Source organism: Nocardia sp. BSTN01, from assembly GCF_015354405.1.
Lineage (GTDB): Bacteria > Actinomycetota > Actinomycetes > Mycobacteriales > Mycobacteriaceae > Nocardia.
The window spans coordinates 114,288-133,870 of record NZ_JADKYP010000007.1 but is presented as its reverse complement, the minus strand read 5'-3'; the positions used below and the strand labels follow the sequence as shown (position 1 = coordinate 133,870).

The following is a 19,583-nucleotide window of genomic DNA, read 5'->3' as shown; positions in this document are numbered from 1 at the left end:
GCACCGGCCTGGAGGAGAAGATCGTGGGATCACGCGGTATCTGTGACAAAGTCGCCATCGTCGGCATGGGATGCACGACGTTCGGCGAACACTGGGACCGGTCGGCGGACGACATGCTCGTCGACGCGGCCACCCAAGCCCTGGCGTCGGCGAATGTGACCGCCGACGACATCGACGCCTACTGGCTCGGCACGCTGGGAAGTGCCGGGATCTCGGGTCTGGTGCTCTCCCGGCCCTTGAAGGTGCAGTACAAGCCCGTGACGCGCGTCGAGAACATGTGCGCCTCCGGTTCGGAGTCGCTGCGCAACGCGTGCTACGCGGTTGCCTCGGGGGCCTACGACGTCGCCATGGCGACGGGTGTCGAGAAGCTCAAGGACACCGGATTCTCGGGTCTGGTTCCGACGCCGGTCGCCGGAGCCGGCGACGACGGTCGCGGGGAAGCGACTGCGCCGGCCAACTTCTCGCTGCTGGCGCCCGCCTATGCGAAGAAGTACGGCGTCGACGAGGACACCTTGAAGGACGTGATCTCCCGGATCGCCTGGAAGAACCACTTCAACGGCGCTCGGAATACTCGTGCGCAATTCCGTAAGGAAGTGCCGATCGAGAAGATCAAGTCGTCGCCGTCGATCGCCGGCATGTTGGGCGTGTTCGACTGCTCGGGCGTCTCCGACGGTGCCGCCGCGGCGATTGTGGTTCGCGCGGAGGACGCGTATCGCTACACCGACAAGCCGATCTTCGTGAAGGGTCTGTCCTTCGTGGCCGGTCCCGCCGCCGGTCTGGTCCGCTCCGACTACGACTTCACGACCTTCCCGGAGGTTGCCGCCTCGGCCGCCGACGCGTACGCGCAGGCAGGTGTGACCGACCCCCGCAGCCAGCTGGCGATGGCGGAGGTTCACGACTGCTTCACTCCGACCGAGTTGGTGCTGATGGAGGACCTCGGCTTCTCCGAACGCGGCCAGGCATGGAAGGACGTGCAGGCCGGTGTCTTCGACCTCGGCGGTGAGCTGCCGGTGAACCCCGATGGTGGGTTGAAGGCGTTCGGGCACCCGATCGGTGCGTCGGGACTGCGAATGATGTTCGAGGCGTGGTTGCAGCTGCGCGGCGAGGCGCCCGCCGAGCGCACCATCGCCAGCCTCGCCGAGGGCAGGAAGCTCGCGCTGACGCACAACCTCGGCGGCGTGCCCGGTGACTGCGTGTCGTTCGTTTCCGTGGTCGGCAGCGAACCGAGCGCATAAAGACTGCACAGAATCGAGAGGAATCACATCGTGGGACATTTGGACGGACGGGTCGCCATCATCACCGGCGCGGGCCGCGGTATCGGTCGCGAGCACGCGCTGCTGTTCGCGGCGGAAGGCGCCAAGGTCGTCGTGAACGACCTGGGCGGAGCCTCGGACGGCTCGGGTCAGGACTTGACCGCGGCCGAATCGGTCGTCGAGGAGATCCGGGCCGCCGGTGGTGAGGCCGTCGCCAACGGTGACGACGTGACCGACTCCGCCGGCGCCCAGCGCCTGATCGACACCGCGCTCGATGCCTTCGGCGAATTGCACGTGCTGGTCAACAACGCCGGTATTCTGCGGGACCGGCTCGTGGTGAGCATGTCCGACTCGGACTGGGACGACGTGATCCGCGTCCATCTGCGCGGCCACTTCATGCCGCTGCGCGCCGCCGGGCAGTACTGGCGTGCGGCGCACAAGGACGGCAAGACCCTGGCTCCGGCGGTGATCAACACGGCATCGACATCCGGCCTGTTCGGTAATCCGGGGCAGGGAAATTACGGTGCCGCCAAGGCCGCGATCGCCAGCCTCACCATCATCGGGCAGATGGAATTGGGCCGTTACGGCGTGCGCCTGAACGCGATCTGCCCGACCGCCCGCACCCGGCTGACCGAGCAGTTCCTCGGTGAGGCCGCCGACGGCGCGTTCGATCCCGACGATCCGGCCAATGTCGCGCCGTTCGTCGCGTACCTGGCAACCGAGAATTGCCCACTGAGTGGGCGCGCGTTCTACGTGCACGGCGGGGCGGTCCATCTGTTCCAGCCGTGGTCGATCGTCGACAAGATCGAAACCGACCACCGCTGGACGCTCGATGAGCTGGAGAAGGAAGCGCCGCGGCTCGCGGACGTCGAATTCAAGCTCGGGCAGCCATGGCTGAGCGAGGACGAGCAGTGACCGTCGAGCGTTTTCCGGTCGAGGCCGGGCATGTGCTCATGTTCCGCCGTGCGGTCGGGTATCCGGACGCGGAAGCGGGCGCCGACACGGCCGGTCAGCATGTCGCGCCGCCGACCTTCGTGCAGGCTTCGTCACAGTTCGAGCCCGGCCACCGGCTGCGGCCTGGCGTCGAGCCCTGGTGGGGATCGGCGCGTGAGGCCGGCACGATGCCGGGCGGTGGCGGTGCCCTGCACGCCGAACAGCACTACACCTACCACCGTCCGGTGCGTGTCGGTGACGTTCTGTCGAGTTCCGTGCGCACCGGCGACACCTGGGAGAAGACCGGCAGGTCGGGAACCCTGCGTTTCACGGAAACCCTCACCGAATTCCGCGATGAGCAGGGCGATCTCGTCGTTACCGCTCGGTCGGTTTCGGTTCTCAAGACCCCCAAGGAGGAACAGTGACGGCGACACACACCGTGACGGTCGGCGAGGTGCGTGAGGCGGTCGTCGTCGACAATCTCTCGCGCACCCGGATCGTGCAGTATGCCGGTGCTTCGGGTGACTACAACCCGTTGCACACCGACGAACGCTTCGCCCGCGAGGTGGCCGGCTACCCGGGCGTCTTCGCGCACGGCATGCTCACCATGGGGCTGACCGGCCGGGTATTGAGCGACTGGGTAGGTGAGGAGAACCTGCTCAGCTACGGTGTGCGCTTCACCGCACAGGTGTGGCCGGGCGACACCCTGACCACGACCGCGACCGTCACGTCGGTTGCCGACGGAGTGGCGGGATTCGAACTCGTCACCAAGAACCAGAGCGGGGCCACCGTCGTATCGGGCACCGCCACAGCGAAGGTCGGATGACGATGGGCACATTGAGTGGGACGGTCGTCGCCGTGACCGGCGGTGCCGCCGGCATCGGGGCCGCGATCTCCGAGGAACTGGCGGCTCAAGGTGCCGACGTCGCCGTCGCGGATCTGAATCAGGACAAGGCACAGGCCCTGGCGGGAGAACTGGCCACCAAGTACGGGGTCCGCACGGTCGGCGTCGGTGTCGACGTCGCGGATGCGGATTCGGTCAAGCTCGCGGTGGCGACGGTGGAGCGTGAACTCGGCCCGATCGGTGGCTTGGTGAACAATGCCGGGATCGATGTCATCGGTCCGTTCGTCGAGTCTCGCCCGGAGACGTGGGACCGGCTCATCGACGTCAATCTCAAGGGCACGATCCAGTTCACGAGGGCCGTGCTGGACGCGATGATCGAGCGCGAGGCGGGCCGGATCGTCAATATCGCCTCGGATGCCGGTCGAGTCGGTTCGTCCGGCGAGGTCGTCTACTCGGCGACCAAGGGCGGCGTCATCGCCTTCTCGAAGGCGCTGGCGCGCGAGGTCGCCAAGCATCAGGTCACCATCAATGTGGTGTGCCCGGGCCCGACCGACACGGCACTGCTCGGACAGGTTGCCTCCGTCAGCCAGAAGCTCTACGACGGTTTGGCGCGGGCGATCCCGATGCGCCGGATCGGCAAGCCGGACGATGTCGCGCCGGTTGTCGCCTTCCTGCTCTCCGCGGGGGCCGGATACGTCACGGGCCAGACGCTGTCGGTGTCCGGCGGCCTGACCATGGTCTGAGGAGCTGACGAATGGACTTCGCCCCTTCCCCCGAGCAGCGGGAGCTGGCCGCTGTCGTTCGCAAATTCCTCGCCGAACTGTCGCCGGAATCGGAAGTTCGCCGCCTGATCGAGGATCCTCGTGGGTGGAACCCGGAGCTGTGGACGCGCATGGCGACGGAAATCGGACTGCAAGGTCTGGCGATTCCGGAGCGGTTCGGCGGCAGTGGATTCGGTATCGCCGAACTCGGCGTCGTCTTCGAGGAGGCCGGCCGGGCGCTGCTGCCGGCGCCGCTGCTGTCCACGGTCGCGCTGGCATCTAGCGCCATCCTGGCATCGGACGACGAATCCGCCTGCCGCGACTACCTGCCCGGTATCGCCGCGGGAACCGTGGTGGCAACGGTCGCGCTGACGGAGGAATCCGGTTCGTGGACAATCGATTCGGTGGCCACCCGGGCGAGCGCCGGCCCGTCCGGATGGGAGCTGACCGGAACGAAGTGTTACGTGCTCGACGGTGGCAGTGCCGATCTGCTGCTGGTCGTGGCGCGCAGTGAGAACGGAATCGGGCTCTTCGCGGTCGATCGGGATGCCGAGGATCTGCGCGTCGACGTGGTGCCGACATTCGACCTGACCCGGCCGATGGCACAGCTCGAATTTCGGGGTACCCCAGCGCGTTTGATCGGGGCGGACGGCGCGGGCGCTGCGGCGGTCGAACGTGCCCTGGCCGTGAGTTCGGTGCTGCTGGCGGCCGAGCAGTTGGGCGGTGCGACCGCGGCCCTCGACATGTCCGTCGACTACGCGAAGACTCGAATGCAGTTCGGGCGGCCCATCGGTTCGTTCCAGGCGATCAAGCACAAGGCGGCGGACATGCTGCTGCGGGTGGAAGCCGCGCGCTCGGCCGTGCTGTACGCGCTGTGGTCAGGTGAGACGGACGCCGCCGACTTCGCGGCGACCGCGAGTCTGGCCAAGTCGTACTGCTCCGAGGCCTACAGCTTCTGTGCCGCCGAAAACGTGCAGATTCACGGTGGGATCGGGTTCACCTGGGAGCATCCGGCGCATCTGTATCTGCGCCGCGCCAAGGCCACGGAACTGCTGTTCGGTTCACCGGCATACCATCGGGAACGTCTCGCTGATCTCGCAGGGATCTGATGGAAGGCCTTGCCGCCGCGACTACGTGGTCGGCGCAGGTGGAGTCGGCCTGCCGGCTCGGCGGGCCGGCGCTGATCGGGCAGGAAGGCCGGTGGAGCGGCCCGGAACTACTGGCTGTGGCGAGTGGTGCCGCCGAGTGGTTGACCACGCTCGGCGTCGCGCCCGGCACCGCGGTCCCGTTCCTGTCCGCCGACACCGACGTGTCGGTCGTCGCCTTGACCATCGCCGGGGCCGCGATCGGTAATCCCTTGGCCCCGTTGTCATCTCGGCACACGATCCGTGAACTGGTGCCGGCCGTGGCGGGGCTGAACTCACCGGTGCTGCTCACCGGCCCGGCGTCTGCGGACCTTGCCGGTGAGATCGCCGCCCGTACGGGCGGCGACGCGGTCGTGGTACCCGAGCCGGCTTCGTCGGCGACCGCGTTACCCCGCCCGCCTGCCGAGGCCATCGCGATGTATCTGCATACCTCCGGAACCACGGGAGCCCCGAAGCCGGTAGCGATGCGTCAGGATCGGGCGGCGGCCCGTGCGCGCGTGAACAGCACGCTGCTGGATCTGGGCCCGGGCCGGGTGTACACGACCGCGTCGCCGTGGCATCACATCGCCGGTGCCGGCAATGTGGTCGTCGCGTTGGCGGCGGGCGCCGAAGTCATTGCCGCGCCGCGCTTTTCGGTTCAATCCTGGCGCGAGATGCTGAACCTGCATCCGACGCACGCGCTGCTGGTGCCGTCGATGATCGAGATGCTGCTGGATGCGGGGGCCATCGAACCGGGCTCGCTACGGGTGCTGCAGTACGGCGGCTCACCCATCCGCGCCGATACCCTGCGCCGGTTGCTCGAGGTACTGCCCGACGTGGAGCTGTTCAACTTTTTCGGGCAGACCGAAGGGAGCCCGATCACCTGCCTGCGTCCGCGTGATCACCGGCTCGCCCGAGTCGGGCACGATCACCTGCTCGATTCCGTCGGACAGGCCGCTCCCGGCGTCGAGGTGCGGATTGCCGAACCGGATGAGCATGGAGTCGGCGAGGTATGGGCGCGCGCCGACCACCTGATGCGGGTGGACGCCGCCGGCTGGTTGCGGACCGGGGATCTGGGCAGGCTCGACGCGGACGGCTACCTGTATCTGTCAGGCCGCAAGGGGGACAAGATCATTCGCGGGGGCGAGAACATCTATCCCCAGGAGATAGAGGACGCGCTCATGAGCCATCCCGGCATCGTCGAGGCGGGGGTCGTCGGGTTACCCGATCGCCGCCTCGGTCAGATCGCCGGGGCTTTCCTGGTGGCTCGCGATCCTTCCTGCCCGCCGCAGATCGAGGAGCTCGAACGCTTTCTGCGTGATCGCGTGGCAGGTTTCAAGGTTCCGACTTCCTGGCGCTTCGTTGCGACCTTGCCGAAGACCCCCTCGGGCAAGGTGCAGCGGACGCGGCTGCTGGATCTCTGAAGCTACGGCAGAGTTCGACGCCGCGCACGGTGGCCCGGCACCACGGTCCGATCGACCGGATGGTGCCGGGCTACCGTTGTTTTCCAGCGTGCGACTGTTTCCTAGCGCGCGACCCGGGGCTCGCGGGGGAGACCGAGTACCGCTTCGGCGAGAATGTTGCGCTGCACTTCGGACGTGCCGGCGTAGATCGTGCCCGCCCGGGCGTTGATGTAGCTGCCGATCCAGGACGCCGAGGTATTGGGAGCACCCGGATCGTCGGTGCGGTAGCCCCGCAGCGGCCGCCGGCCCACGTCGGCCTGGACGCGCATGCCCGCCAGCTCGAATGCCAGATCGGTGGCGCGTTTGTGGTATTCGCTCCAGTACAGCTTCGACACCGAGGACTCGGCGCCCGGCGCTGAACCCGCCAGATAGCCGGTGAGTACCCGGTAGCCGAGGTATCGCATGATCTCGACCTCGATCAGGAGTTGTGCGAGCTTCTGACGGACGACCGGATCCGAGTCCGCGCCGGTCTCACGCGCGAGTGCGACGATGCGGTCGAATTCGGCGCGGAAAAGGATCGGATTGGTGGCGGCCTCGTCGCCACGCTCGTATCCCAGCAGCGTCTGCGCGACCTGCCAGCCGCTGTTCACGGGCCCCACGACGTTGTCGACAGGTGTGCGGACGTCGTCGAGGAAGACCTCGTTGAATTCGCTGTCACCCGTGGCGGACTGGATGGGGCGAACCTGCAGGCCGGGTTGACCCATCGGGACCAGCAGAAACGACAGGCCCCGATTCTTGGGGGCATCCGGATCGGTGCGCGCGAGGACGAAGATCCAGTTCGCTCGCTGAGCCTGCGAGGTCCAGACCTTCTGGCCGTTGATCACCCATTCACCGTCGCGAGCGGTCGCACGGGTGCTGAGGCTCGCGAGGTCGGAACCGGCGTTCGGCTCGGAATAGCCCTGGCACCAGCGGTATTCGCCGGAGAGGATGCGCGGCAGGAAGTGACGCTTCTGCTCGTCGGTGCCCCACCGCAGCAGCGTGTTGCCGACCATCTTGATCCCGAAGGTGTCGTTGTGGCCACCGACCGGAACCCCGGCCTTGGCGAACTCCTCGGTGAGCACGACCTGGTGCAGCTTGGTCAGGCCACGGCCGCCGTATTCGGTCGGCCAGGTGAGGCCGAGCAATGTGTGCCGATACAGGACCTCACGCCAGTGCTCGATGAACTGGTTGGCCTGCTCGATGTCCGGAATCGCTCCGATGCCGGACCAGTCGGCCGGCAGTTCCTCGGCCAGTACCGACTGAATCTCCTCCCTGAACCGTTCGGCATCCGGACCGTACTCGATGTCCACTGGCAAGCCACCTCTCTGGGCCGCTACTCACGTAGCATATAGTGCAACTAGTTAACTTATTATACGCTGGGTGAGGGGCTACGCCCCGGCTGGCTGGAGGGTTCCATGAGTACTGCCGATGAGCAGCAGGAGCGGCGCAGGCAATGGTTTCGTGAGCATTGGCAGCGCGGCGTCGCGTTCAACGCCTTCGCGGGTCTCGAGGTGCACCAGTGGGACGACCAGGGAGTCGTCATGCGACTTCCGTACCGGAGCGAGCTGTCCGCCCATGACGGAATATTTCACGGTGGCGTCGTCGCCGCGGTGATCGACACCTGCGCCTCGGGGGCTGTGATGGCCGGCCACGATTACCGCAAGGGCAGTCGCCTCACGACGATTTCGCTGTCGGTCCAGTACTTCAGTGTCGCGCCGGGTGAAGACCTGCGTGCGGTCGGAACATGCCTGCGGCGAGGCAAGTCAGTGCACTACGGCGAGGTGCGAATGTACGGGTGGGACTCGGACAAGCTGGTCGCCAGCGGTCAGGTCGCGGTGAGCATCGTCGGCGAAAGGCCGGGCCTGGAGCCGATCTCGGACAGTGGCGCGGTCGGCTGAGATCCGGGTGCGCCGAGTTGGCGGTCGTTCGACAACAGTTGGGAGTGGACAAGCATGGCTGACAAAACAGTGGCCGATGATCTGGCCGGCGTGGGCGACGTGGCGGGCGGCTTCGGTGGCCGGGCGATCGCGAGCGGGCGGCGGCTGGATCCGCGCCAGTGGACATCGGACGAGCCCATACTGGGACTGACCCGGGAAGCGGGCTATCTCTGGGGTACCGTCCGGGATTCCGAGAACGGCGACATCTTCTCGGTGATGCGGCGGATCCCGCCGGCCGGGGTATCGGGAATCGCGGGAACGCAGTCGTCGATGAGCAATAAACTCGTCGTCCTCTCGACCATCGGCGGGTCCGGCACCATGGACATTCGCCGCGAGGCGAAGGGGGCCGCACTCAGCGACGCCCTCTCGCGGGCGGCGGTCGACAACGGGGTGCGATTCCATGCTCCGGCCGGGGCGGACTCGCGGGCCCTCGATCTGGTTCTGACCACCGATTCCCTGACATATTCGGAGGAACAGCTGGCTGATGTGAACGGCCGGCTGGCGGTGCCCGGGCTGCAGTGGTTTCTGACGGCCGGGGGCGCGTCGACGCTCTACCTGACTCAGACCTGGCGGGTATCGGGCCGGCTGCTCGGGCGCCCGGTGGACGGCTTCCTGTTCTGGGAGGAGCCGTTCATGAAGCCCGGGGCTCGGCTCTACGTCGACCAGGAACCGCTGCACGAGGTCGGATACACCACGTGGTACTCGTGGGCCAACGAATACGACGACGGCGAGATCGAGGTGGGCCACTTCCTGTTCGGCGGCAATGATTTCCACGTCGGGGTCATCTCGTCGAGTGTCCACGGCGTCCGTTCCGTAGGGAGTATGTCCGCCGCGATCACCCGGGCCGAAGACGGGTACTGGCATGCCGGACTCGAGTACGACCTCGACGGCGAGGCCTGGGTGGCGGAGCCGGACCCGCGCGGCCGGATGCAACTGGGGCCGATCCCGAACCCGCAGCAGGAGGCGCAGATCCGCCGGCGCGACGAGACGCGCGAAATCCGCACGTGGATGGCTTGGGGCGAGACCGTACCCGCCACCGATACGCCTCGGGCTATATAGATAAATTACTAAACTATTTGATAGGTTGCTGACCATGACAAAGCGAGAACCGGTCGCCGACGGCCTGTTCACCTGGCCATCCGAGGATCCGCAGCTGATCGCCTCGGAGCGTGACGGTGTGATCTCCTTCCCAGCTCAGCCCGGCGCACCGCAGCGGCTTCTCGGCCGCCGGGGCACCCTGTGGAGCTTCACCACACAGCAGTTTCGCCCGCCCTCCCCGCCCTACGACGGCGACGACACCGCCGCGACCTTCGTGCCCTACGCCATCGGCTATGTCGAATTGCCGAACGAGCTGCTGGTGCAAGGCCGCTTGACCGAATCCGATCCCGCGAAGCTGACCATCGGGCAGGAGATGGAACTCCGGATCGTTCCCTACACCGTCCGCGACGACGGCACCGAGGTGCTGACCTACGCGTTCGCGCCGGTGGCCACAGACGAGGAGACGACGCGATGACCGATGTTGCGATTGTCGGTGTCGGACTGCATCCGTTCGGGCGCTACGGCGACAAGCCGGCCCTGGACATGGGGGCCGAGGCCGCCCGTTCGGCACTGGCGGACGCCGGCGCCGACTGGGCGCAGGTGCAGACCGCCTACGTGGGTAGCTACGAGGTGTCCAATCCCGACGCCATCGTGGGCTGGCTCGGACTGACCGGCATCCCGGTGCGCGGCGTGTTCAACGGCTGCGCGACCGGCGGCACGTCGTTGCAGATGGCCGCGCAGGCGATCCGGCACGGTGACGCCGATGTGGCGATGGCGATCGGCATGGACAAGCACCCGCGTGGCGCTTTCGCCGCCGATCCCTCGGTGGTCGGGTTGCCCGCCTGGTACGGCCGAACCGGAATGTTCCTCACGACGCATTTCTTCGGCACCAAGATCACCCGGTACATGCACGACTACGGCATCTCGCCGGAGAGCCTGGCCAAGATCGCGGCGAAGAACCTGCGCAACGGGGCCATCAATCCGCAGGCATGGCGCCGCAAGGCGGTTCCGGTCGAGGAGATCCTGGCCTCCGAGATCGTGAACTATCCGCTGACCCGATACATGTACTGCAGTCCGGACGAGGGCGCGGCGGCCGTGGTGCTGTGCCGGGCGGATCTGGCGCACAAGTTCACCTCGAGCCCCGTGTTCCTGCGGGCCTCCGAGTTGCGGTCGCGCCGTTCCGGTGCGTTCGAGGTGCAGAGCCCGTCGTTGCCGCTGCAGAGCGCGCCGAGCCCGACCGTCGACGCCTCGCGTGCCGCCTACGAGAGCGCCGGCCTCGGGCCCGGTGACGTCCACGTGGCGCAGTTGCAGGACACCGATGCCGGTTCCGAGCTGATTCACATGGCGGAGAACGGTTTCTGCGCCGACGGCGAGCAGGAGAAGTGGATCGCCGAGGGCGCCACCGAGATCGGCGGACGCCTTCCGGTCAACACCGATGGCGGACTGATCGCGAACGGGGAGCCGATCGGCGCCTCCGGCTTGCGGCAGGTCTACGAGATCGTGCTGCAGCTGCAGGGCCGGGCCGGCGAACGCCAGGTGGCGGGTCAGCCCCGCGTCGGCTATACGCACCTGTACGGCGCTCCCGGCGCTTCCGTCGTGTCGATCTTCTCGCGCTGACCGAAGGATAGAAATGACAACCGAGAACAACACCGCGGCAGCGGTCGGCACCGATGTGGACGGAGCCGACCGGTACGCGCGATTCACCGCGTTCCGTGTCGAGCATCCCGAACCCGGGATCCTGGAAATCGTGCTGGACGCGCCCAATTTGAACGCGGTCGGTCTCGACGCGCATGCCCAGCTTCCCGAGATCTGGCCGGTGATCGACCGGGACCCCGAGGTCCGGGCGGTGGTCGTGCGCGGCGAGGGTAAGGCCTTCTCCGCCGGTGGCACCTTCGACCTGCTGCAGGAAATGGTCAACGACCCGACCGTGCGGACGCGCGTCATGCGCGAAGCGCGGGACCTGGTCTACAACGTCGTCAATTGCTCCAAGCCGATCGTCGCCGCGATTCACGGCCCCGCTGTGGGGGCCGGCTTGGCCGTGGCGATGACCGCCGACATCAGCGTCGCGGGCCGGACCGCCCGCATCGTCGACGGCCACACCCGGCTCGGTGTCGCCGCGGGCGACCACGCGGTGCTCACCTGGCCGCTGATGTGCGGTATGGCGAAGGCCAAGTACTACCTGCTCACCTGTGATGTGCTCACCGGCGAGGAGGCGGAGCGGATCGGGCTGGTCTCGTTGTCCGTCGACGACGACCAGGTTCGGGCGAAGGCTATGGATGTGGCCCGCAAGCTGGTGGCCGGCTCGCCGAGCGCCATTTCGTGGACCAAGCAGGCGCTGAACAACTGGTACCGGGCCGCCGGGCCGTCCTTCGACGCGTCGCTGGCGCTCGAGTTCTACGGCTTCGGTCTCGGCGATGTGCGCGAGGGCCTCGCTTCCCACCTAGAGAAGCGTCCGCCCGAGTTCGCCGGGCCCGCGGTGTGAAAGTGCGGATTCGATGACCACATCCGACGTAGACGTGTCGACGACGCCCGTTTCGGTGCGCACCGAAGGGCGCGTCAGATATCTGACCATCAATCGGCCCGATGCCCTGAACGCGCTGAACCGTGAGGTGCTGGCGACGCTTGCCGCCGAACTCGACGCGGTCCGCGACGATGTCGCCATCGGAGCGGTGGTGCTCAGCGGGGCCGGGGGACGTGCCTTCTGCGCGGGCGCGGACCTGTCCGAACTCGCCGGATTGGATGTCGCCGGTGCCCATGCTGTGCTGCAGCGCGGGCAGCGCGTGATGTCGGCGGTCGAGGAGCTTCCGGTTCCGGTGATCGCCGCCGTCGACGGCTATGCGCTCGGCGGCGGTTTCGAACTGGCGCTCTCCTGTCCGGTGATCCTGGCCTCGGAACGCAGTCGCTTCGGATTGCCGGAATCCAAGCTGGGATTGGTTCCCGGTTACGGCGGGACGCAGCGGTTGCGCCGTGCGGTCGGGCGTGCACCCGCGCTGGCCGTCATGCTCACCGGACAGCCCATCGACGCCGGCCGAGCCTGGCATCTGGGCCTGTTGTCCGAGCCGCCGGTGCCCTCGGAATCGTTGCTCGAGGAAGCGGGCCGGTTGGCGGCCGGGCTGGCCGAACTGAGTCGCGCCAATCTCGGTCTGATCCTCGAGTCCGCGCGCTCGTCCGCCGACGGGCCGGAGGGCTTACGGCACGAGGCCGCGCTGGCGGCGATGGCGATCGGGTCGGCCGACGGTCAGGAAGGCGCGGCCGCATTCTTGGCGAAGCGCGCGCCTCGATTCTCGCGAGAAGGCTCGAAGCAGGAAACGAAATGAGGAATACGTTGCGTGAGGCAGTCATCTGCGAGCCGGTCCGGACCCCGGTCGGGGGCTTCGGCGGATCGCTGCGCGACCTGGCGGCGCACGAATTGGCGACGACGGCGATCCGCGGTCTCATCGAAAGGACCGGGATCGCACCCGAATCCGTCGATGAAGTACTGCTCGGAAATTGCTATCCGACCATGGATGCCCCCGCCATCGGCCGGGTGGCGGCTCTGGATGCCGGATTGCCGGTCTCGGTGACCGGGTTGCAGATCGACCGTCGCTGCGGGTCGGGGCTGCAGGCGGTCATCTACGCCGCGATGCAGGTGGCGGCCGGTGTCAACGACGTGGTGCTGGCCGGAGGCGCCGAGTCCATGAGCAACGCGGCGTTCTACTCCACCTCCATGCGGTGGGGTGCCAAAGCCGGTGCCGGCGTCATGCTGCACGACGCGCTCGCTCGCGGCCGCGTCACGGCCGGTGGTGCCGGTTACCCGGTCCCGGGTGGGATGCTGGAGACGGCCGAGAATCTGCGCCGGGAATACCGGATCTCCCGGGCCGAACAGGACGAGTTCTCGGTGCGCAGCCACGAGCGAGCAGCCGCTGCCGAGGTGGCGGGCCGCTTCGCCGACGAGATCATTCCCGTGACGGTGCCCGGCCGCAAGGGCGACACCGTGGTCGACCGCGACGAGCACATCCGGCCGGATTCGACCGTGGAGAAGCTCGCCCGGTTGCGTCCGGTTCTCGGTGGACAGGATGCCGACGCTACGGTCACCGCGGGCAATGCCTCCGGCCAGAACGACGGCGCCGCTGTCTGTGTGGTCACCCACCCGGCCAAGGCGGCCGAGCTCGGGTTGCGCCCCCTCGTCCGCCTGGTGTCCTGGGGCGTCGGTGGAGTGGGGCCGTCCGTTATGGGAATCGGACCGGTTCCGGCCGTTGCCAAGGCGCTCGCGGCCGCGGAGCTGGGTCTGGAGAAGATCGACCTGATCGAGTTGAACGAGGCGTTCGCGGCTCAGGTGCTCGCATGCACGCGGGAATGGGGATTCACCCCGAGCGACTTCGATCGTCTCAACGTGAACGGTTCCGGAATCTCTCTGGGCCATCCTGTCGGAGCGACCGGTGGTCGGATTCTGGCCACCCTCGCCCGCGAAATGGTTCGCCGCGACGTCCGCTACGGACTCGAGACGATGTGCATCGGCGGCGGCCAGGGGCTCGCGGCACTGTTCGAGAAGGTTGCGTGACAGTGGCGGTCGAACCGATGAACACCCAGGTGGTTGCGGATCCTGCCGAGCTGGCGATCGACCGGTGGAAGCTCGATGTGCTGCGACGGCGGATCGAGCTGGAGGTCGAGTACGGTCCGCTGCCGTCGGCCCAGGTCGCTGTCGCCCGGCACAATCGACTGGTCGCGTCGTGGAGTTGGGGTGCCGCCTGGCCGCGCTATCTGCTGCAGTCGGTCGGGCGGACCTACGTCGCGAGTGCCGTCTGGAAGCTGATCGGCGAGGGCCGGATCGACATCACCGCGCCGGTCTCGTCGGTGATACCGGAGTTCGGCACCAACGGCAAGGACTCGGTCACGATCGAGCAGGTCCTGACCCATACGGCCGGTTTTCCCTTCGCGCCCTTGGGATATCCGAAGATGGCCGATCGAGAACTGCGACTGCAAGCCTTCTCGAAATGGCGCTTGGAGTATCCGCCCGGTGAACGCCTGCAGTTCCATTTGACCTCGGCCGCCTGGATCATCGCGGAACTGGTCGAGCGCATCACCGGAAAGCCGCTGCCGGAATACCTCAGCCGAGAGATCGCCGAGCCTCTGGGGCTCGGTTTCGGTCTCGGGGTCTCGCTCGACGACCAGCGCGAAACAGTGGCGCCGATGGTATGTGTGGACGGTGACGACGCGGAGGTAGATCCTTGGGGGCCTTGGTATCTCGACAATGCGGACGTCGTTACCGCCGGTGAGCCCGCACACGGGGTGGTCGCCTCCGCCGCCGACGTGGCACTGCACTATCAGGCCTTGCTGCATTCACCGCTGTGGGCTCCCGGGGTGGTCGAGGATGCGATCCGGCCGCGGGTGACGGATGTACCGGCCGGCGAGCAGACCTACGGCGGTTCGGCCAAGCGAGTGGGGATCGGGCTTTTCGTGGTCGTCGCCGGCCCCGACGCGGGCTCGTGGATGCCCTCGGTGGCGTCTCCGCGAACGTTCGGGCATGGTGGCGCGGCGTATCAGCTCGGGTTTTGCGACCCGGACAGCGGTGTCTCGTTCGCGTTGTTGACCAATGGTTACCCGGCATCGGGTTACGACTATTCGCCGCGTGGTGTCGCGGCGATCACGAATATCGGCAATCTGGCCGCTGATCTGACCAAGGATTGATCGGCGCGCCGAGTACGAGGAGGATCCCGCTGTGGGCCTGAAGACCGAATCCGACCGGCTTCTGGTAGAGGTGGCCGCCGGTGTCGCGACGGTGACACTGAATCGACCGGCGGCGATGAACGCCTTCGACGATGCACTGCACGACGAGTTTCCCCGCCTGATGGCTCGGGTCGACGACGACCCCGAGATTCGCGCCGTGGTCCTGACCGGGGCGGGCAAGGCGTTCAGCGCGGGCGGGAATCTGGACGATTTCGAGCGGTATCGCACCGATTTCGACGGGCGGCGCAAGGCGATGCGGCAGGCGCGGCGTCTGGTCGACGCGATGCTGAACATCGAGGTGCCGGTGGTAGCGGCGGTGAACGGGCCGGCCGTCGGTCTGGGCTGCACCTTGGCGACCCTGTGCGACATCGTCTTCATCGCCGATCACACATTCATCGCCGACCCCCATGTGGTCAACGGATTGGTGGCCGGAGACGGCAGTGCTGTGACCTGGCCCGCCTTCACCAGCCTGCTGCGGGTGAAGGAGTACTTGCTCACGGGGGAGCGGATACCGGCGTCGACGGCGGTCGAATTGGGTTTGGCGAACCACGCGGTGCCGGCGGCCGATTTGTCCTCCCGGGCAACGGAATTCGCTGCCCGGGTGGCGGCGCTGCCCCCGCAGGCGGTCCGCGACACCAAGAGCGTGCTCAATCAGCATCTGCGCCGGGCCGCGGTCGCCACTCTCGGCATGGGGCTCGCCGCGGAGAGCCAATCGCACGACACGGCGGAGTATGGCGAGATCGCCACACAACTCCGTGCTCGCGCCGGTAAGAAGTGAGCGTCCGGAGGTTTCCGCCAACAGCGTGCACGGCGTAGCACGGCGCCGACCATAGCGGCTGAACACCAGAATCCGTTGCGCCGCAGCGCATGCGGATAGCTCACCGGCACGATCCGAGCACGGGAAGCGTGCCTGCGGACCTCTTCGATGATCCTTCCGTACGTGAGAGCGACCGCATCGGGTGACGGGTTGATACGCCGGAGAGGTTGCCCGCTTCCTCGAACCAGCCGATGCTGGACACATCTCGGTAGTGAGGGGTCCGCATCATGAGGTTTTCCTGGTTTTTGGCGTTCGCCGCTGCGTTGATGATGGCTGGGCACACCATCTCGGTGAACGCACAGCCACCCGCGCCCGCGATGAACGATGGGAACTGTCGGCCATCGGTCGCGCATCCGCGCCCTGTGGTGTTGCTGCACGGCATCACCGACAGCACACACGAGTGGGACGCGCTGGCGCCGCGCCTGATCGAATCCGGCTATTGCGTCTTCGCTCTCGACTACGGCAAGGATGAGCGGACATTGTTCCGGATCAACGGGTTCGCTCCCCTGCGGCGCTCGGTGGCGGAAGTCGATGCTTTCATCGAGGCGGTCCGGAACCGCACCGGCGCCGCCCGAGTCGATCTTGTGGCTCATTCGGAAGGCGCTGCGATTGCGCTGTTCTCGGCCAAGGAGGTCGAGCGCGCCGACCGGATTCATACCGAAGTTCTGCTGGCGCCACCCACTTTCGGCACTACATTGTCCGGTGTCGTGGAGGTCGCCGAGCGGTCGGGAGTTCGTGGCATGACCGATACCGTGATGTCGGATGCGGTGTGTCCGGCCTGCGCCGACCTCGAGGCCGGATCATCGTTCAGCACCGAGCTCGGGCGTGCGCCGATCGCGGCGCAGGGAGTGCGCTACCACGTGCTCGCGACTCGCGACGACACCGTCGTCACGCCGCCGGGCACCGCCTCGTTCATCCTGGAAACCGGTGTGGAGAACGTCTTCGTCCAGGACCTGGTGCCCGGGCATGTCGTCGACCATGCCACCCTGCCACGCGATCCCGTCGTCATGGGCTGGATCACCGCCGCGCTCGACGGTTAGCATCTCGCGAGCGCGGCGTGCGTGACGATCGGCGCCGCGCTACAACCTGGGCGTGTTTCCGCCTGCCACCGTCACCAGTTCGCCGGAGATATTGCGGCTGTGTTCGGAAACCAGGAACAGCGTGGTGCCGGCGATGTCCTCGGGGGTGTTGATCCGGCCGAGGGGGCCGGTGGCGGACACCGAGGGCGTGATCGAATCCGGCGTGTCGACGGAGATGTTCCGGGCGGTCGCGCCCGGAGCGATCGCATTGACGTTGATGTTGTACGGGCCCAGTTGCGTTGCCGCCGAGCGCGTGAACGCGACAACGCCGGCCTTTGCCACGGCATAGTGGGCGTGCAGTGCTTCTCCGGCCCATCCCACGGAGGCGATGTTGACGATCTTGCCGTAGCGCTGCTCCATCATGGCGGGCAGCGCCGCCTGTGTGCAGTGAAACGTTCCATGCAGGTTCAGGCCGATGGTGGCGTCCCAATGGTCGGACGTGATGTCCCACAACGGCACGACAACCGGACCCTTGATACCCCCGACCACATTGATCAGGATGTCCAGGCGACCCCAGCGGGAGTGTGCTGCTTCGATGACGCGGCGGGCGTCGTCCTGCTGGGTGACGTCACCATCGACCACGACTGCCTCTCGCCCATGCCGTCGTGCTGCTTCCGCGCTGCTGGTGACGCGTTCCCGGTTTCGGTCGTTGAGGACCAGGTCGGCGCCATGCCGGGCAAGCAGATCGGCGATGGCTCCGCCCATCCCCCCACCGGCGCCTGTGACCACCGCCTTGCGGCCGGCGAGGAGCTGTGCATCGGTGTGATTCGTCAAGTCGTCACCCTTTCGGCTGAGTGTGCTGCTGCCGGAGCCCGTTCAGGCAGTCGTCGAAGAAAGCGAAGGAGCGCAAGTGATATGCGCGTGCGGACCAGCTGAGGCTGATGTTGTGCCCGCTGTGCATCTGGACGTCGTAGCCGACCCACGGTGAGTTGACGAACAGGGCGGCGAGGGAAGGTAATTCGTCATCCCAGTTCGGCTCGAACTCGGCGTGGGTGATGCGCACCGGGCACTCCACCTGTTTCGCTACGGCGTGCGCCCGATCCGGCCATGCCAGAGCCTCCTCTTGCTCCTTCAGCGGGATCGGAGCTACCGGGCGCACACCCTTGTCGAAGGTGGTCGCGGGATAGAACGTCTCCCGACCCCAGTGCATGGAGCGGTCCACCGGACCGGACATGTTGGTGAACACCGCCTCTGCGTACTTCGTGCCTATCCCGCTGAAGTCGACGCCGATCAGGGTCCGGTCCGATGGCCGGTCGGCCGCCATTTGCAGAGCGACCATGGATCCGAAGGAGTGTCCGACCAATCCGACCTCGGCGCCGTCTGCTTCGGGAAGATCGTCGAGGGCACGCCAGATCGTCGCGGCTTGTCCTTCGAGGGTGGAGTCGCTCTGTTCGATACCGGCCGACTCGCCGTATCCTGGCCGGTCGAGTGCCAGTACCGAATATCCGAGCTGATATCCGATGTCGAGGAGCGAAAGGTCGGGGTCGGCGGCACCGTGGAAGTAGCCGGAATGCAGGCCGCCGCCGTGGAGGGCGACTACCAGAGCGCGTGGTGTGGGCACGGTGCTGAGCAGGCCGCTGAGGCGCCCTGCTCCGTACGACAGGGATATCCGGCGTGTCCGTTCTACCACTGATCCTGCTTTCCTGCGCATGGCCTGAGCTCTGAAATAATGTAAATATTAATCTATAACTCAGATTCTGGTGAATCCGCCGGGGGACCGTCGGCGGACCGGCGCCCGTCCGGCCCGTGAGCAGCCGGTGGAGTGGTGCACCGCAAGCGCTCGATCGCCTTCGGGAAGGGAGTGGGAGGTGGAGACCGGCCTACAGGGCCGCGGTTGCGGGTGTGGATCCGTTCGAGATCCTTGGTCGCGTTCAGGTGGCGGGTGCTGTTTGTTGCCCGGTATGCAATAGAGATATATCATCCAACTAATTATGTGACGGATCCGTTCCGTCGGGGTGTGTGGAGGTGAAATGACCGAGCTGGCGGAGCCTGTCCCGTCGGCGCCCGCACGCCTGCGCGCCGGGATGTTGCCACCGAGTGAGGCGAATCGACTCCGCGAGCGCCGCCACCGGGCGGTCCTCGCCGCGGCCGACGAGATCTTCGCGAGCAACGGATTCCACGGAACCTGTATGGATGACGTCGCAGCGCACGCGCATGTGTCCAAACCGCTGCTGTATCAACACTTCCCGAGCAAGGTCGAGTTGTACCTCGCGGTGGTACAGAACCATGTCGATGCATTGGTTGCGGCCGTTCGGGATGCTCTCGGTGTGACGACCGGCAGTAGGCAGCGCGTGTACGCCGCGGTGGCAGCATATTTCGATTTCATCGATCGGAACCCCCACGGCTATCGCTTGCTTTTCGAGGCTGACCCCTCGGTCGATCCGCGGGTGCATCGGAGTATCAGGGCCGGTAACCAGGCGTGCATCGACGCTATCTGTGCGGCGTTGTTGTGTGGCTCCGAATTGGACCCGAAGCGCGCGCGCGTCCTCGCGGTCGGTCTGGCCGGAGCAAGTCGGGTAACGGCACGACACTGGCTCAAATCCGGATTCACGATTCCCAAACAAGACGCGGTCGAGACGACCGTGGCGCTCTGTTGGGGTGGGTTGTCGGCTGTCGGTGCCACGAAACGTACGTGATGAGGTAGATAGT

General features: G+C 66.8%; 21 protein-coding genes. 18 read left to right on the top strand and 3 right to left on the bottom strand.

What is annotated here, in order from left to right:
* The first annotated feature begins 23 nt into the window (after nucleotides 1-23).
* From IRT45_RS09240 to IRT45_RS09210, 7 genes are read left to right on the top strand one after another with little or no spacing between them, the layout of a single operon-like run.
* Nucleotides 24-1,235: an acetyl-CoA acetyltransferase gene (locus tag IRT45_RS09240; protein ID WP_194805456.1), complete on the top strand. Its 1,212-nt coding sequence runs from the start codon at nucleotides 24-26 to the stop codon at nucleotides 1,233-1,235.
* Nucleotides 1,236-1,265: 30 nt separating this feature from the next.
* On the top strand, nucleotides 1,266-2,168 hold the full coding sequence (locus IRT45_RS09235; RefSeq protein ID WP_194805455.1) for an SDR family oxidoreductase: 903 nt from the start codon (nucleotides 1,266-1,268) through the stop codon (nucleotides 2,166-2,168).
* Entirely contained in the window at nucleotides 2,165-2,611 is a 447-nt protein-coding gene (locus tag IRT45_RS09230) for a MaoC family dehydratase N-terminal domain-containing protein (RefSeq protein ID WP_194805454.1), read from the top strand. The genes IRT45_RS09235 and IRT45_RS09230 overlap by 4 nt, the downstream gene beginning before the upstream one ends.
* Nucleotides 2,608-3,012 (top strand): MaoC/PaaZ C-terminal domain-containing protein, encoded by a 405-nt coding sequence (locus IRT45_RS09225; protein ID WP_194805453.1) that lies wholly within the window; start codon nucleotides 2,608-2,610, stop codon nucleotides 3,010-3,012. Before IRT45_RS09230 ends, IRT45_RS09225 begins: the two co-directional genes overlap by 4 nt.
* A gap of 2 nt (nucleotides 3,013-3,014) precedes the next feature.
* Nucleotides 3,015-3,773: an SDR family NAD(P)-dependent oxidoreductase gene (locus IRT45_RS09220; protein ID WP_194805452.1), complete on the top strand. Its 759-nt coding sequence runs from the start codon at nucleotides 3,015-3,017 to the stop codon at nucleotides 3,771-3,773.
* Nucleotides 3,774-3,784: 11 nt separating this feature from the next.
* Nucleotides 3,785-4,900 (top strand): acyl-CoA dehydrogenase family protein, encoded by a 1,116-nt coding sequence (locus IRT45_RS09215; protein WP_194805451.1) that lies wholly within the window; start codon nucleotides 3,785-3,787, stop codon nucleotides 4,898-4,900.
* On the top strand, nucleotides 4,900-6,339 hold the full coding sequence (locus tag IRT45_RS09210; protein WP_194805450.1) for a class I adenylate-forming enzyme family protein: 1,440 nt from the start codon (nucleotides 4,900-4,902) through the stop codon (nucleotides 6,337-6,339). The genes IRT45_RS09215 and IRT45_RS09210 overlap by 1 nt, the downstream gene beginning before the upstream one ends.
* 101 nt (nucleotides 6,340-6,440) lie before the next feature.
* Here the strand turns inward: IRT45_RS09210 and IRT45_RS09205 are convergent, their stop codons facing one another.
* Nucleotides 6,441-7,667, bottom strand: coding sequence for an acyl-CoA dehydrogenase family protein (locus IRT45_RS09205; RefSeq protein WP_194805449.1), 1,227 nt, complete (start codon nucleotides 7,665-7,667; stop codon nucleotides 6,441-6,443).
* Nucleotides 7,668-7,772: 105 nt separating this feature from the next.
* Here IRT45_RS09205 and IRT45_RS09200 point away from each other — a divergent pair, with 105 nt between their 5' ends.
* From IRT45_RS09200 to IRT45_RS09155, 10 genes are all read left to right on the top strand, one after another.
* Nucleotides 7,773-8,255: a PaaI family thioesterase gene (locus IRT45_RS09200; protein WP_194805448.1), complete on the top strand. Its 483-nt coding sequence runs from the start codon at nucleotides 7,773-7,775 to the stop codon at nucleotides 8,253-8,255.
* Nucleotides 8,256-8,309: 54 nt separating this feature from the next.
* Nucleotides 8,310-9,353 (top strand): hypothetical protein, encoded by a 1,044-nt coding sequence (locus IRT45_RS09195; protein ID WP_194805447.1) that lies wholly within the window; start codon nucleotides 8,310-8,312, stop codon nucleotides 9,351-9,353.
* Between the two features lie 34 nt (nucleotides 9,354-9,387).
* The gene (locus IRT45_RS09190) at nucleotides 9,388-9,807 is read left to right on the top strand and encodes a Zn-ribbon domain-containing OB-fold protein (protein ID WP_194805446.1); all 420 of its coding nucleotides are present in this window, start codon (nucleotides 9,388-9,390) and stop codon (nucleotides 9,805-9,807) included.
* Entirely contained in the window at nucleotides 9,804-10,949 is a 1,146-nt protein-coding gene (locus IRT45_RS09185) for a thiolase family protein (protein WP_194805445.1), read from the top strand. The genes IRT45_RS09190 and IRT45_RS09185 overlap by 4 nt, the downstream gene beginning before the upstream one ends.
* 13 nt (nucleotides 10,950-10,962) lie before the next feature.
* Entirely contained in the window at nucleotides 10,963-11,814 is an 852-nt protein-coding gene (locus tag IRT45_RS09180) for an enoyl-CoA hydratase/isomerase family protein (RefSeq protein ID WP_194805444.1), read from the top strand.
* Nucleotides 11,815-11,827: 13 nt separating this feature from the next.
* On the top strand, nucleotides 11,828-12,649 hold the full coding sequence (locus IRT45_RS09175) for an enoyl-CoA hydratase/isomerase family protein (protein ID WP_194805443.1): 822 nt from the start codon (nucleotides 11,828-11,830) through the stop codon (nucleotides 12,647-12,649).
* Nucleotides 12,646-13,872 carry an acetyl-CoA C-acetyltransferase gene (locus IRT45_RS09170; RefSeq protein ID WP_228534042.1) on the top strand — a complete coding sequence of 409 codons (1,227 nt, stop codon included), beginning with the start codon at nucleotides 12,646-12,648 and terminating at the stop codon, nucleotides 13,870-13,872. Before IRT45_RS09175 ends, IRT45_RS09170 begins: the two co-directional genes overlap by 4 nt.
* Entirely contained in the window at nucleotides 13,869-14,999 is a 1,131-nt protein-coding gene (locus IRT45_RS09165; protein WP_309240863.1) for a serine hydrolase domain-containing protein, read from the top strand. Before IRT45_RS09170 ends, IRT45_RS09165 begins: the two co-directional genes overlap by 4 nt.
* Nucleotides 15,000-15,030: 31 nt before the next feature.
* Nucleotides 15,031-15,816 (top strand): enoyl-CoA hydratase/isomerase family protein, encoded by a 786-nt coding sequence (locus IRT45_RS09160; protein WP_375540074.1) that lies wholly within the window; start codon nucleotides 15,031-15,033, stop codon nucleotides 15,814-15,816.
* A 266-nt stretch (nucleotides 15,817-16,082) separates the two neighbouring features.
* On the top strand, nucleotides 16,083-16,895 hold the full coding sequence (locus IRT45_RS09155; protein ID WP_194805442.1) for a triacylglycerol lipase: 813 nt from the start codon (nucleotides 16,083-16,085) through the stop codon (nucleotides 16,893-16,895).
* Between the two features lie 39 nt (nucleotides 16,896-16,934).
* Here IRT45_RS09155 and IRT45_RS09150 read toward each other — a convergent pair whose 3' ends face one another.
* Both IRT45_RS09150 and IRT45_RS09145 read right to left on the bottom strand, forming a co-directional pair.
* Nucleotides 16,935-17,708 carry an SDR family NAD(P)-dependent oxidoreductase gene (locus IRT45_RS09150; RefSeq protein ID WP_194805441.1) on the bottom strand — a complete coding sequence of 258 codons (774 nt, stop codon included), beginning with the start codon at nucleotides 17,706-17,708 and terminating at the stop codon, nucleotides 16,935-16,937.
* A gap of 4 nt (nucleotides 17,709-17,712) precedes the next feature.
* The gene (locus IRT45_RS09145) at nucleotides 17,713-18,564 is read right to left on the bottom strand and encodes an alpha/beta hydrolase family protein (protein ID WP_194805440.1); all 852 of its coding nucleotides are present in this window, start codon (nucleotides 18,562-18,564) and stop codon (nucleotides 17,713-17,715) included.
* A gap of 340 nt (nucleotides 18,565-18,904) precedes the next feature.
* On the opposite strand from IRT45_RS09145, the gene IRT45_RS09140 reads away from it, so the two are divergent.
* Nucleotides 18,905-19,570 carry a TetR/AcrR family transcriptional regulator gene (locus IRT45_RS09140; RefSeq protein ID WP_194805439.1) on the top strand — a complete coding sequence of 222 codons (666 nt, stop codon included), beginning with the start codon at nucleotides 18,905-18,907 and terminating at the stop codon, nucleotides 19,568-19,570.
* Nucleotides 19,571-19,583 lie beyond the last annotated feature (13 nt).